The sequence below is a fragment of the Sunxiuqinia sp. genome (assembly GCF_055140945.1).
This window is the reverse complement of record NZ_JBSQYS010000001.1, coordinates 170,843-184,453: the sequence shown is the minus strand read 5'-3', so window position 1 is coordinate 184,453 and position 13,611 is coordinate 170,843. Positions and strand designations below refer to the sequence as shown.

At 41.0% G+C, this 13,611-nt stretch carries 14 protein-coding genes; 6 read left to right on the top strand and 8 right to left on the bottom strand.

What is annotated here, in order from left to right; genetic code table 11:
• The first annotated feature begins 4 nt into the window (after window positions 1-4).
• Window positions 5-2,020 carry an OmpA family protein gene (locus ACTB00_RS00750; RefSeq protein WP_463298035.1) on the top strand — a complete coding sequence of 672 codons (2,016 nt, stop codon included), beginning with the start codon at window positions 5-7 and terminating at the stop codon, window positions 2,018-2,020.
• A 161-nt stretch (window positions 2,021-2,181) separates the two neighbouring features.
• Here the strand turns inward: ACTB00_RS00750 and ACTB00_RS00745 are convergent, their stop codons facing one another.
• On the bottom strand, window positions 2,182-2,715 hold the full coding sequence (locus ACTB00_RS00745) for a ribosome maturation factor RimM (protein ID WP_463298034.1): 534 nt from the start codon (window positions 2,713-2,715) through the stop codon (window positions 2,182-2,184).
• A 214-nt stretch (window positions 2,716-2,929) separates the two neighbouring features.
• Between ACTB00_RS00745 and ACTB00_RS00740 the strand changes: the two genes are divergently transcribed.
• On the top strand, window positions 2,930-3,859 hold the full coding sequence (locus ACTB00_RS00740) for a DUF58 domain-containing protein (protein ID WP_463298033.1): 930 nt from the start codon (window positions 2,930-2,932) through the stop codon (window positions 3,857-3,859).
• Here the strand turns inward: ACTB00_RS00740 and ACTB00_RS00735 are convergent.
• The 3 genes from ACTB00_RS00735 to prmC all read right to left on the bottom strand — a co-directional run bounded on the left by ACTB00_RS00735 (window position 3,856) and on the right by prmC (window position 6,729).
• A complete protein-coding gene (locus ACTB00_RS00735) occupies window positions 3,856-4,920 on the bottom strand; it encodes an endonuclease/exonuclease/phosphatase family protein (protein ID WP_463298032.1) in 1,065 nt (354 codons plus the stop codon). The two genes, ACTB00_RS00740 and ACTB00_RS00735, sit on opposite strands and share 4 nt — an antisense overlap.
• An 81-nt stretch (window positions 4,921-5,001) precedes the next feature.
• Window positions 5,002-5,865, bottom strand: coding sequence for a DUF362 domain-containing protein (locus ACTB00_RS00730; RefSeq protein WP_463298031.1), 864 nt, complete (start codon window positions 5,863-5,865; stop codon window positions 5,002-5,004).
• 12 nt (window positions 5,866-5,877) lie between these two features.
• Window positions 5,878-6,729, bottom strand: coding sequence for a peptide chain release factor N(5)-glutamine methyltransferase (gene prmC, locus ACTB00_RS00725; RefSeq protein WP_463298030.1), 852 nt, complete (start codon window positions 6,727-6,729; stop codon window positions 5,878-5,880).
• Between the two features lie 35 nt (window positions 6,730-6,764).
• Between prmC and ribD the strand changes: the two genes are divergently transcribed.
• Complete coding sequence (ribD, locus tag ACTB00_RS00720; RefSeq protein ID WP_463298029.1) at window positions 6,765-7,811, top strand: bifunctional diaminohydroxyphosphoribosylaminopyrimidine deaminase/5-amino-6-(5-phosphoribosylamino)uracil reductase RibD; 1,047 nt, start codon at window positions 6,765-6,767, stop codon at window positions 7,809-7,811.
• Window positions 7,812-7,976: 165 nt separating this feature from the next.
• Here the strand turns inward: ribD and ACTB00_RS00715 are convergent, their stop codons facing one another.
• Both ACTB00_RS00715 and ACTB00_RS00710 read right to left on the bottom strand, forming a co-directional pair.
• Window positions 7,977-8,267: a nucleotidyltransferase family protein gene (locus tag ACTB00_RS00715; RefSeq protein ID WP_463298028.1), complete on the bottom strand. Its 291-nt coding sequence runs from the start codon at window positions 8,265-8,267 to the stop codon at window positions 7,977-7,979.
• 110 nt (window positions 8,268-8,377) lie between these two features.
• Window positions 8,378-8,782: a DUF6146 family protein gene (locus ACTB00_RS00710; protein WP_463298027.1), complete on the bottom strand. Its 405-nt coding sequence runs from the start codon at window positions 8,780-8,782 to the stop codon at window positions 8,378-8,380.
• Between the two features lie 94 nt (window positions 8,783-8,876).
• Here ACTB00_RS00710 and cls point away from each other — a divergent pair, with 94 nt between their 5' ends.
• A complete protein-coding gene (gene cls / locus ACTB00_RS00705; RefSeq protein WP_463298026.1) occupies window positions 8,877-10,343 on the top strand; it encodes a cardiolipin synthase in 1,467 nt (488 codons plus the stop codon).
• Between the two features lie 21 nt (window positions 10,344-10,364).
• Here the strand turns inward: cls and ACTB00_RS00700 are convergent, their stop codons facing one another.
• Together ACTB00_RS00700 and ACTB00_RS00695 are read right to left on the bottom strand one after the other, a co-directional pair.
• Entirely contained in the window at window positions 10,365-10,664 is a 300-nt protein-coding gene (locus tag ACTB00_RS00700) for a winged helix-turn-helix domain-containing protein (RefSeq protein WP_463298025.1), read from the bottom strand.
• On the bottom strand, window positions 10,657-11,283 hold the full coding sequence (locus ACTB00_RS00695) for a hypothetical protein (RefSeq protein ID WP_463298024.1): 627 nt from the start codon (window positions 11,281-11,283) through the stop codon (window positions 10,657-10,659). The genes ACTB00_RS00700 and ACTB00_RS00695 overlap by 8 nt, the downstream gene beginning before the upstream one ends.
• A gap of 346 nt (window positions 11,284-11,629) precedes the next feature.
• Here ACTB00_RS00695 and ACTB00_RS00690 point away from each other — a divergent pair, with 346 nt between their 5' ends.
• Complete coding sequence (locus ACTB00_RS00690) at window positions 11,630-13,099, top strand: RimK family protein (protein ID WP_463298023.1); 1,470 nt, start codon at window positions 11,630-11,632, stop codon at window positions 13,097-13,099.
• Window positions 13,100-13,570, top strand: coding sequence for a GNAT family N-acetyltransferase (locus ACTB00_RS00685; protein ID WP_463298022.1), 471 nt, complete (start codon window positions 13,100-13,102; stop codon window positions 13,568-13,570).
• Window positions 13,571-13,611 lie beyond the last annotated feature (41 nt).

Sequence of the window (13,611 nt, the reverse complement as noted above, 5' to 3'; positions counted from 1 at the left end):
TTAAATGATGAAGAAACGGTTTAGCCCGAACATATTAGTTTTCTTCCTGTTTTTTTTCTTATGCTATTCGCAGGCAGGCGCTCAAAAAGTGACCATTCGTCTGGCTGATAAAGCCTTTGATGAATTCGCATTTATTGAAGCCATTGAGCTATATGAGTACGCGTATGAGAAAGATCCGGAAAACAACTATGTCGTTCAAAAGCTTGCCGATGCCAACCGTCAGGTAGGAAATACCGAGGAGGTCGAAAAATGGCTTAAACTTCTGATTGATCGTCGGGCCGAAGAACCGGAAGACTTATTTGCGTATTCGCAGGCGTTGAAAAGTAACGGTAAATATTTGCAGGCCGAGCAATGGCTGAAAGAATACTCTGAACTGCGTCCGGAAGATGGACGGGTAAACATTCAAACCTCACTGCTCGAATACATTCAGTTTTTACACCGCGATTCCAGCAAATACGAAATTCGTCCGATCTCCCTTAACTCTGAAGGATCGGAAATGGGAGCTGCCTTCTACTACGATCGGGTTGTGTTCTCTTCAACTAAATCACGAAATGGTATTGTCGAACGCAAATACAAGTGGAATGATTTACCCTACCTGAACTTGTATGTCGGCGACCGGGCTCCCAATGGCGATATCCTGAATGTTGAGGATTTTGCTCCCAAGCTGCGAACAACCTATCATGACGGGCCTGTTTCCTTCGACACGAAAAGTAACCGGGTTTACATTACCCAAAATAATGTGGGTAAACGCGGGGTTTCGAAGAGCGAAGAAGGTGAAGTGAACCTGAAGATTTCATTTGGAGGTAAAGAAACAGGCAAGTGGGAATCCCGGGGTGAGTTTTCATTTAACAGCGATGATTATTCTACCGGACATCCATCAATTGATCAAACAGGAAATGTACTTTATTTCGCATCCAACATGCCGGGTGGATATGGAGGGTCGGATATTTACTTTTCGGTATTCAATCGTGGTTTTTGGAGCGAGCCGTTCAATTTGGGACCAAAAGTAAATACATCGGGCAACGAATTTTTCCCTTTTATCAGCGATGACGGTGTGCTTTATTTCTCTTCGAATGGGCACGGTGGACTCGGTGCGTTGGATGTCTACTTTTCGGTACCCGAAAGTGGCGTGTTTAGCACGGTCGAAAATATGGGTTATCCGGTAAATAGTCCGAAAGACGACTTTAGTTTTGTACTCGACAGTACGGGAACTGCCGGTTATTTCGCATCGAATAGAAAGGGAGGCCGTGGAAGTGATGATATTTATTACGTGAAGTTAACTTACATCCCGGTAATTATTCGCGGCGTAGCTAAAGATCGCGAAACAGGCGACATTCTTCCTGACACTAAAATTAGTATTGTGAATGAATTTGCTGATACTATTTTTACAAGCCTTACACAGGTTGATGGCCGATTTGAGTTTGAAGTAAATAAAGGCAAAGACTACATTATCAATGGGCAAAAAGAGTTTTATTTTCCGAACGATGAGGTGGTTGAAACCCGGAAATTACGGCAGAATGATGAGACCTTTGTTGAGCTCTTTCTGGACATGAAACCTTTTGATGATGATGGAGCTCCTGAGCCATTGATGATGGAAAATGAAGGAGGTGACGCACTTCAGGTGATTGATTTGGAATACATCAGTTTTGCGCTCGGAACCTGGGGAATTGATCCGGCTGCTGAAAGAACAATCGATAAATTGATTGAGTATCTGCTAAAATACCCGGAGACTGAAGTTAGGATTGAGTCCCATACCGATTCACAGGGAGATGATCAGGAGAACCTATTGCTTTCAAAACGAAGGGCGAAAGCGGCTTTCGATTATATCATTTCTAAAGGAATTGATCCATCGCGCATTGGGTACAAGGGATATGGAGAAACCCGATTGCTAAATCGGTGCGACGATGGAGTCGACTGCTCAGAAGCGGAGCATGCTATTAATCGCCGGACGATCGTTAAGGTGGTTAAAAAAGGCGAGTACCGTGGTAAACGATCTAAACGAGACATCTTCTACTTCTAAGATTGATGACGAGTTTGGAGAAAAAAAATAGTTTAAATGGGTGTACGCTTATTTTCCTATTCAATTCTCCAAGACAGTCAGATGTTGTCATTGGTTGCTTCATGGCAAAACTTAATGACCTTGGGTAAACTCACGGCTAATCATTGTTGTCTAATCGCAGTCTATTCCAAATCAAAAATACCTTCGGGACATTGGATTGTAATGGTTCGTTTCGTTTCATCTAAATCAAGTAGCAGTTCTTCATTAAAAGGAACCAGTACTTCTTTGTTTTGGTATTGAACTTGAAACAGGAGATTTCCACCATAGTCTTCCACACGTTCAATAAGCCCAATTTGGCCAATTTCAGGATCCTGGAGTTGAAAACCAATCAAATGATGCACCGTCAATTCTTCTTCGGGAACAATTACATCATCATTTTTCAGATAGACCGAGTGTCCGGCGAGCTTCCTGGCTTCTTCTTCATCTTCAACCCAATCGAGATGTATAAGGGCTGATTCAGCTGTTTTAAACCGAATACCTTCTTCCGAAAAAAAATAAGGAACGAGTAAGCCGTCAATCTCAACAAACAAAGTTGGCTCCTCTTCTAGACTGATATCGTATTGAGGTTCAAAAATCATGCTCAAAGCGCCTTTAATTCCGTGTGGCTTCTGAAAATAACCAACTTTCTGGCAGATGTCTTTTTCGATTGTTTCCATGCGTCAAAAATAGGAAAAGAGTTGGTCTCCATGCAATTTTGGATTGAAATAAAAATATGCCAATCTTGTCTGCCAAGCGATTCCAAACTGCTTGAGGAGTTTTTCCAACGGAGTATTCTGTGAATGGACGTGATTTCAGTCATCTGAGTTTGACAAATAATTAAACGAATTGCGATGCTTGCGAAAGCAAACGGTTTCCCTATTTTTGTAGGTAATGAACAATCTTTTTGACATCCAGCAGTTTCAGCAATTCGACAATATGGAATTGATTGCCCGAGAGGTAGTTGAGGGATTCATAACCGGCCTTCATCGAAGCCCTTTTCGTGGCTTTTCAGTCGAGTTTGCTGAGCACCGACAGTATAATCAAGGTGAATCAACCAAGCACATTGATTGGAAATTGTTTGCCCGGTCCGATCGTTTGTATGTCAAACAGTACGAAGAGGAAACCAACCTGCGTTGTCAGGTCGTCATCGACACGTCATCGTCCATGCTGTTTCCTTTTGAAAAAGGGAAGAGCGAGCTGTTTAACAAGCTGGCTTTTTCGGCTTATAGCGCGGCGGCATTAATGTATTTGGTCCGTAAACAGCGGGATTCTATAGGTCTGACTTTGTTTTCCGATCATATAGAATTTCATTCTGAGAATCGCCTTTCATCAGTTCATGCCGAATTGTTGTACGGTAAATTGGCCGGTTTGCTGACGAGTGGGAAAGACGACCTGCAAAAAACGACCAATACTGTCGATGCTTTACACCAAATTGCTGAGCAGGTTCACAAGCGTTCGCTAATCATTATTTTCAGTGATATGATGGGCGATGGCAAAGAAGATGAACTATTCTCGGCCTTGCAACATTTGCGCTATAACAAGCATGAAGTCATCCTTTTTCATGTGACCGACCGCAAGCAGGAGCGGCAGTTTGATTTTCAGAATCGGCCCTATCGGTTTATTGATTTGGAGACCGGTCAGCAATTGAAATTCTCGCCTCACGAGCTAAAAGAAAACTACAAAAAGGCCGTTAATCAGTATTTTGAAGACCTGAAGGTAAAGTGTGGGCAGTATCATATTGATTTGGTTGAAGCCGATATCAATGAAGATTTTAAACAGGTACTGCATAGTTTCCTGCGCAAGCGAAAAAAATTATTCTAATCGGTAATTTTGATTTGGCAGCTGATCGGGTAGTGATCTGAATAATCGACTTTATCAACCTGAAAATTGTAGCTTTCAAACGTTGGGCTGTGCATAATGTAGTCGATACGAAAGGAAGGTAATTTCCCCAGATATGTATTGCCAATTCCACTTCCTGAGTGCACAAAAGCATCTTCTAAACCCTCAATAACTGTACTATAGGTATACGAAACCGGGGTGTCGTTAAAGTCGCCACATAAGAGAACTTCGTATGGAGAATCTTTAATTAGCTGATGCAGCTTTTCGGCTTGTTTGGTACGCTTAATAAAAGCTTGCTTAAGCTTTGATCCGGTGAACCTTACTTTACGGAGGCTTTCTTCCTGCTTGCTAAATGAGATGGAGTCGAGCGAATTAATTTCAGCATCGGAAAACCGATAACTTTCTAAATGGCAGTTAAAAAGCCGGATGGTATCTTCGTCAATTTTAAGATCAGAATAAATAATCATGTTTGAAGAGTTTTCAAAATGGACTTCTTCGGTATGAATAATTGGGAATCTGGAATAGGTTACCTGTCCGCCCTTTTTACTGGCATGAGCATAGTTTAAAAAAGGGATTTTACTTTTTCTTGAGGATTTTGATGAAAAGCTCTTTTGTCCGCGTAAATTAACTTCTTGCAGGCATACAATATCGGCTTCTTTTTCCTTAAAAAAGTCCAGTACTTTTAGTGCCGTCTCTTGCCTGCTTCCATTGTTGTTCCCATAGAAATTTTTCACATTGTAACTTGAAATAATAAGCCCCTTTGGTATTGATTCCTGGCTTCCTGAAAATTGAAAATAATGAGTCAGATGACTGTAGCCGACGGCAATAACGATTAAAGAAAGAAGTGCATATCGGGTTTTGGAAAACAACCACAAGAAAACAAAGAGAATATTGATGAGCAAAAGATAGGGGTAAGCTAATCCGAAGAGGGCAGGAACCCAAAATGTTGCCGGACTAATTTTGCTCGACAGGTAACTAATTAGAAGCCCGAAAATGGCTAATAGATTCAGGAAAAGAACAATATTTCGGAAAAATTTCTTCACAATCAACTATCAATTTTGGAACAGCTCAAACAAATATATATAAAACCAAAGCTTGAAGCGATTCATCCGACTATGATTTATCTACTGAATACTGTTTTTTAAGATAATACTTCTGATGCTTTCCGGGGACAGACTTGTTGCTCCCAGTCCGGCTTCTTCTGCCTGGCTCAGGTAAGGCAGTGAATTCAGTTGAATTCCAATTCGTTTTGCCGCATAAGAATCTGCCGCAACAATATCCGATGATATGACCAGCGTTTTGTATTCCTTAACCGAATCTTTACCCGGAACCCGCGTGATGTCCATGATATTTAAAACGGGAGTTTTAAATTTGACAAAGTCTATCAACGATTGTGGATCAGTCGGTTGGTTCCAGATTAATCCTGCCAGGTTTTGAAAAGCACCGAAATAGTTTCCATCGGAATCTTGTTGCACTGAAGGCACATTGATGATCAGATCAACTTCCTCAATAACCTCATGGATTTTGGCCGAGGTCATGGTTCCGCCTTGCGGAAGTTGAACCTCTGGATACAGAAATTCCTGATCTCCCGGGAGAATCTTTGCACCGGCATCTTTGACTGCCCGCTCAATGCCGCTGTTTTTGTAGCATTTGGTCCATTCGTCTTCAGTATGATCGACTAAATACACGGCGCGGGAACCTAGTTTGTAGCAAGCCTCAACCAGATGAGCTAAAAGCTTGGGGTTTGTATTTCTGCCACTTTCCGGCCCTTGATTCCAGCGCAATGTGGGTTTCACCAATACCGTCGCGCCTTTTGGAACAAACTGTTCCAATCCGCCAAGAGCTTCCATCCCAAGATCAAGCATGTTAGCCGGACTTCCTCCGCGGATAAAGGCCAGTTTTGCTTTGCTGATCGACTTGGTGTTGGATGCAAAGAGTAGTCCTCCGGTTGCCAGTAAGCTATTTTGTATGAATTGTCGTCGTTTCATTTCGAATAGAATTTAATGCTCACACAATTCAGCATAAATCATGCGATCTTTTCCGTTGATATCTTTCTTTAACTGAACGTTTGAAAACCCGTTTTCTTTTAATAGCGACCTGGTTTTTTTACCAAACGCTTCATTGATCTCAAGAAATAGCTTGCCGTTTTTAGCGAGATGTTTTTTCGCAAAAACTGCAATAGCTCTATAAAAAATCAAAGCTTGATCATCCGGTACAAACAGTGCAGTTTCCGGTTCGTATTGAAGAACATTGTTCTGCATTTGTTGTTTTTCAGATTTAGTCACATAGGGTGGGTTGCTGACCAAAACATCTATTTTTTCGAATGTTTCAGGCAGTTGAGGGTCTAAAATGTCGAGGTGAAAGAAGGCAATCTCAGCCTGATGTCGTGCTGCATTTTCTTTGGCTACACGAAGTGCATCGGCCGAAATGTCGCAAGCCAAAACATTGGCCTTTTGGTAGTGTCTTTTCAAGCTTATCGGGATACAGCCACTGCCTGTTCCAATATCCAGAATTCGAAACGCTCCGTCTTTTTGGCGACGCAAAATCCATCTGACCAATTCCTCTGTTTCGGGGCGCGGAATTAGCACTTTGCGATTGACTTTAAAAACCAGATCGCAAAAATCAGCTTCTCCTAAAATATATTGGATTGGTTCCGATTGCTTCAGCCGGTCAACAATAGTGTGAATCTTTTCAATCTCCTCCGAAGTTAAAGCTTCGTCCCGATTAGTAACCAAGTCAGTTAAATTATACTCTTTTAAGTGTTGAAGGATAATTCGAATAAAACCTTCGACTTCTTCCTTCGGATATGTCTCTGCCAATTCTTTTCGGATATATTTGATGCTTGCCTGCATTTATTTGTATTTTTGACAAAGTTAGTTTTTTCCTGATGAACACTGCCGAAAAATACATGAACCGTTGTTTGGAGTTGGCCCGGTTGGGTGCCGGAGATGCGGCTCCAAATCCAATGGTGGGCTGCGTAATTGTACATCGGGGGAAAATAATTGGCGAAGGGTATCATGAAAAATGTGGAAAGCCACATGCCGAAGTGAATGCCGTTAATAGCGTTAAAAACAAGGAATTACTGAAGTCGTCGACTTTGTATGTCAGCCTTGAGCCTTGTGCTCATTTTGGGAGAACTCCTCCCTGTTCTGAATTGATCATCGAGCACGAAATTCCGGAAGTGGTTGTTGGTTCAATCGATCCGTTTGCAAAAGTTGCGGGTAAAGGAATTGAAAAGATGCAGAAGGCAGGAATCAATGTAACGGTTGGGGTGCTCGAAAAGGAATGCTTGTGGTTAAACCGTCGGTTTTTCACTTTCCATCAAAAGAAGCGGCCTTATCTGGTGCTGAAGTGGGCTCAAACCCTGGATGGCTTTTTGGATATTGACCGTTCTCAGATTGCTTTTGGACAACCAACGTGGATAAGTAACGAATTATCGCGTAGGCAAGTGCATAAACAACGCAGCGAAGAGGCGGCAATTTTGGTTGGTACAAACACGGCATTGAAAGATAATCCGACGCTTACTGTTCGCGAGTGGTCTGGTAACCAACCAAAACGGTTGTTGCTCGACCGGAAAAACCGACTTTCAGAAAAACTTTCCCTAAAAGACCGAAAAGTACCAACCATCGTTTTTACGGAGGAAAATGCAGAGTCGATGCAGAATCTTCAATTTGTAAAGATCGATTTTCAATCCAATATTCTTCCTCAAATCCTACATTGGTTACATGAAAATGAAATTCAGTCTGTAATTATTGAGGGAGGTCTCCACTTACTACAATCCTTTATTGATCAGAATTTGTGGGATGAAGCGCATGTTTATTACGGGAACACTTTTTTTGTAAAGGGAGTGCAAGCGCCAACTTTGCCAGTTTCGCCGGTTAAAACCGAAAATATGCACGATACCATGTTAAAGTTTTTTGTGAATCCCGATTAAGATGTTTTGATTCTCAGGGTGGGGAGGTTTTTTTATAGCGTAAAGCAGGAAGGTGTTACGAATAGAGTAGTTGAACTATGTTCTTTGTGTTAAGTGTCTTTGTTTCGGTCGATTATTGTATCAAGCCAATCAACTAATTCATCTAATAGCAGAATGACATCACGTCTAAACATAGGTTAGTTCAGAATCAATTATTTGTAAATATTTCTCTTTAATCCCGTTTTTGGATACTAAATCAACTTTTAATCCTACGATGGTTTCAATTTCTTCGGCTAAATCAATGAATCTAATTCCAACCTTATCCTTAAACTCAACAATGATATCCAGATCGCTACTGTCATTATTTTCTTTCCGTGCATAAGAGCCAAAAATTGCCATAGATTTTATCGGATAATCGTTAAACAAACGCTGCTTATGATTACCCAGAATAGATTTTATTTCATGTAACGTTCTCATAAACCAAAAGTATCGATTTTTTTGCTATTCAGTTAGTTTTTATGCTTTTGTTTGGTTATAGCTCATGTTTTAATTACTCCCAGAATCCACCGCGCGTTGCATCCGTAACTTCAAATTGCATTCGGGCCATTAGCTATAATAGGAATGCCTAGTTTCTTTTCAACATACTGAAAATAGTAAAACAACTTGTGGTTAATTTCAAGCCCATAATCGGTTTGAGCTTCGTAATTGATTTGTCCTTCCAATAACTGAGAGTTACGTTTCCATATCGACTGATTATTCCAGGCATTCGCATATTGCTGATTCCAATTTTCGTAGTAGCTCTGCGAATGATACCACGATGGTTTACTGTTTGTGACATACCAGGTTTCGAAACCCGAATCCAACACAATTAGTTCGTAAGTAACGGTATCTTCTTCAGTAGTTTCCTGCGTTACTTCTTTTTGCTGAATGGGTTTTTGTGTACCACACGCAAATGAAATTATCAAAATAAAGAGTATAAGAATGTTTTTCATGACTTCTGTTTTTAATCTATACGAATAAGGTAAGTAGTTTGTTTATCAAATTAAAATTGCTGAAATTTAGTTGATCGATTTAAACACTTACTGAATGTTAGAATTTCTTAAGGAAATTTGGCACTACACGCCCGGAACTATTACTATTTTATATTTCGTCACTGTAGTTTTTATTGCCGTATTAATTGTGCTCGAAAACCGGAATCCGATAAAAACGATTAGTTGGGTTTTGGTGTTAATAACGCTTCCCGTTTTAGGAATCATCATTTATCTGTTTTTTGGTCAGGAGTACCGTAAAAAGAAAATGTTCTCGAAAAAAGGACTTTACTATTTGGAGAAATTACGGAAACAAACTCAAAATCAGTTGAGGCGACTTCCTCAAAATGAACACCTCTTTGAAGAAAAAACGTTATCCAAGAAGCATTTAATAAATTTAATGCTGGCTAATTCGAATGCTTTGTTAACCGACAATAACCAAGTGACTATACTGAAGGATGGTCAGGAAACCTTCCCGGCAATTTTCCAAGCTATGCAAAATGCAAAACATCACATCCACCTCGAATATTATATTATCGAGAATGACAAACTGGGAAATCAGTTAAAAGAAATACTCGTCCGAAAGGCTAGGCAGGGAATTGAGATCCGGTTTATATATGATGATGTTGGCAGTTGGCAGTTGCCAAAAAAATATATACGAGAGTTATCAGAAGCCGGGGTTCAAATAGATTGTTTTATGCGGGTTCGCTTCCCCATGCTGACTTCGCGGGTGAACTACCGCAACCACCGGAAAATAGTTGTAATTGATGGTGAAATTGGTTTTACCGGCGGCTTGAATATCGCTGATCGGTATATGAATGGAACGAAATTGTTAGGGAAATGGCGCGATACCCATTTGATGGTTCGGGGGAGTGCAGCTACTTCGCTTCAGATTGTATTTATGGCCGATTGGTATTTTGTTTCAAAGGAAATATTGAAAGGAGAAGCCTATTTTCGGGAGCTACCCCAAGGCGGAGGAAAATTAATGCAGGTGGTTTCCAGTGGACCCGATTCGGACTGGGAAAGCATTGGGCAGGCTTACTTTTCGGCGATCGCTTCGGCTAAAGAACGGGTGTTTATTGCCACGCCATACCTGATCCCGACTCCGGACATCATTTATGCTATGAAAACTGTCGCACTTGGCGGAGTTGATATTCGAGTACTGCTGCCCGAGAGATGCGATGCCTTTTTCCCAAAATGGGGAACTGATTCGTACATCGAAGAGCTACTTGAGGCAGGCGTGAAGATCTATCATTATAAACCCGGGTTTACACATAGTAAGGTAATTGTTGCCGATGGTATATTTTCATCGGTTGGAACCGCGAATCTGGACTTTCGGAGTTTAGAAACTAATTTTGAGGTGAACGCGCTGGTGTATGATGAAGAAACTGCCGGTTCTTTGGAAAACTACTTCTATCAGGATTTTAATAGCAGCGAACAGCTGATTTTAAGCGAATGGCAGCAACGTAATAAGTGGCGCAAGGCGATGGAGTCTTTTGCTCGAATTTTAAGTCCAATGCTTTAGTTGAGAACTACTTCTCCTACGTTAGTCGAGCGAATCTACCTTCCCGAAATAGCTCGAAATCGAGTCAAAATATACTTGGTAAGCTTCAATCCCTTTCATGGTAATCGTGCAGGTTGTGAGTGGGTAATTGCCTTTAAACGATTTTCTAATCTCGATATATTCTGCTGCATTTAATTTCTTCATTTGGAAGCTGAGGTTTCCCTTTGTCGTGTCAATATTGTCAAGCAGATAACTGAATTCAGCACTTTTAAAATTGATCAGGATTGACATGATTGCTAGCCGAACCGGGGAATGCAGAATCGGATCAAGTTTTTTAAACATGAGCCCCTTTCTTTTTACGTTTGGCATACAGCAGATGCCCGGGAATCACAAAGGCAATTATCCAGCCAATGGCTTCAAAAAACAACTGGTTGTCTACCGTCAGGTAAGAAGACACGAATGCCAGAAAGCCAAAAACCACCCCTCCTGAAATTAACTGCTCATGGCGGAGGATAACTCCGGTGACGAGTATCGCGAAAGCGCTAAAAACCATAAAAATGGGGTGTTGAAGTTGGGCATTAAACGTGTGCAACACGTTGAATTGGATGACATTGACCAGCATTAGGCAAACGATGAAAGAAATCCAAATGTACCGCAACGAAATGCCGATGTAAGTTTTGACTTTCCTGCGCTGCTTAACTATGTAATAGATTGTATAGCCCACGGTTGCAATAAAGCCTACCGCAAGCAATCGATCAATGTATTTCCCATACGGGTAGTTGATATCGATTCGGTAATGTAGAAAATAATAAAGGTTGCTGGCAACGAGGAACCACCCCCAGACAATCAATAATATTCCATCATGTCTCATTTTGTTGCGGGCGACTTCGATCATTTCTTTAATCACTTGAAGAGATTGTTTCTCATCAAATTGTTCCGGTGGTGTAAGTTTTGAGTTCATGACAAGTTAGTTTGGCTTCTAAAACTAGTCTGTAATACAAACTTAATTCGAATTTCAATAAAAAACAAGTCTCTAATGATTATTTTTAGAGAGGGAATTTGTTTTCTGATTTTCCATTTAAAGAAGGAAACAGGTAAAATAGTTTTCTTCAAAAAAAAATTGGCTGGTTGAATATTTAATCAATAAAATGTGTACAATTGCAATGAAAACACACAAAAGTTAGAAAGCCTTTAAATATTTGATAGTGAGTGTTCTGATTGATTTGCTGGTTGCGATAATCAATTACTGTCGATCGTGATGAAATTGAATAATAATTACTGTTATTTTTTTGACTGAAAATTAAAACATGCAATCCACTTTAATTCTTTTAGATTCGATCACGCAATGGAAACCATACTACGAAACGGAAACCATTACGATTGCTGCGAATTACTTGCAGGATGAACACCTGAGCAAAAATCCGTTGCTCGTCATTAATCTTTGCGAAAACTTACAATACCATACTGAAGGTTACTACTGTTCGTTGTTGGCTCAGGCTCGTGGACATAAAGTATTACCCGACGTGGATGTATTGAACCGACTCGAAAGCGGTGCAATTTCGCGTTTGGACGACAGCCTTCAGAAAATCACGTATCGTTGGATTCAGTCGCTGCTATCGCAGAAGGAAGAGCTGACGAATCTGGATATTTACTTTGGTACCTGCAATGTGTCTGAAATGAGTAAAGTGGCTCGTTTTATATTTGAGCAGTTGCCTTGTCCAATTTTACGAGTGCAATTTGCCAACAGACCGAAAAACCAGATTGAGAACATCCGATCGTTAAGCTTAAATGAACTGGCGGATGAACAGCAGGATTTGTTTGCACAGGCGTTGGATAATTTCAGTAAAAAAGTTTGGCGTCAACCCCGTTCGCATAAATCAACCCGTTTTGATTTAGCAGTCTTGCATGATCCGAACGAACTACTTCCTCCAAGCAATAAAGGGGCATTGAATCGGTTTCTGGCGCAAGCAAAAAAAATGAACATCAATGCGGAACTAATTACTGAAAAGGATTCCATTCGCCTGCTGGAATTTGATGCGTTGTTTATTCGTCAAACTACGGCATTAAACCATGTGACTTATCGTATGGCTCAGCAGGCTCGTCAAGCCGATATGGTTGTCATTGACGACCCGATTTCAATTATTCGGTGCACCAACAAAGTTTATTTGAAGGAGCTTCTGGAGCGGGAAGGAGTTCCCACGCCAAAGTCAAAATTGATTTTTAAAAACAATCTGCTGTCATTTCAAGAGCTCGAAAGCTGTTTGGGTAATCCAATTGTTCTGAAGGTTCCGGATGGTTCATTCTCGGTGGGTATGTACAAAGTGACCAACTCCATTGAATACAGCGATGCACTGGAGATCTTGTCTGAAAAGTCGTCTGTTTTTCTGGCTCAGGAATTTATGCCAACACCCTTCGATTGGAGGATTGGATTGCTAAATGGCGAAGTTCTGTATGCTTGTAAGTATTTCATGGCGCGGGGACACTGGCAAATATACGACCATCAGGATAATGGCAAGACCCGTTCGGGAGCATTTGAAACGGTACCAGTTGGTCAGGTTCCAAAGCACGTTATCCGAAATGCGGTAAAGGCTGCGTCTTTAATAGGGAAAGGTTTGTACGGTGTTGATTTGAAGGAGATTGATAGCCGCTCGGTGGTTATTGAAGTGAACGACAATCCGTCCATTGATCAGGGGGTGGAAGATTTGGTGTTGGGAGATGAATTGTATCGTCTTGTTTTGCGGGAAATTTTAGAGCGTCTGGAACAAAAGCGTCGATAGATGGCAGGAATTGTAAATATCAGAGTCGCACAACGAGCTGATGTCCCCGAGCTATATCGCTTGGAGCAGCTTTGTTTTGAGACAGAACGTTTTTCACGCCGCCAAATCAGTTATCTGGTATCTCGTTCAAAAGGTGAATTTTTGGTGTTAACTGAAAATAGCAATATTGCTGGATTTATGATTTTGCTGGTACGTAGAAGTTCGCTGGGGGTGCGAATCTATTCGCTGGCCGTTTCACCCGAATACAGAGGGAACCAATATGCAAAACAACTTATATCGAAAGCTGGACAGGTAGCTACGAATCTAGGAAAGAGTTTCTTACACCTTGAAGTCAGCCAAGCTAATTTTTCAGCTATACAGCTGTACCAGCAATTGGGGTTTCAAATCACTGGAATACGCGAACGGTATTATAAAGATGGGAGCGATGCTTGGTTGATGAGGTTGGGAGTCAATCCATCAAAACCGAGTTAGTCGACGGATCTTCAAATTACTAATTTCAGAATCACTTAAAA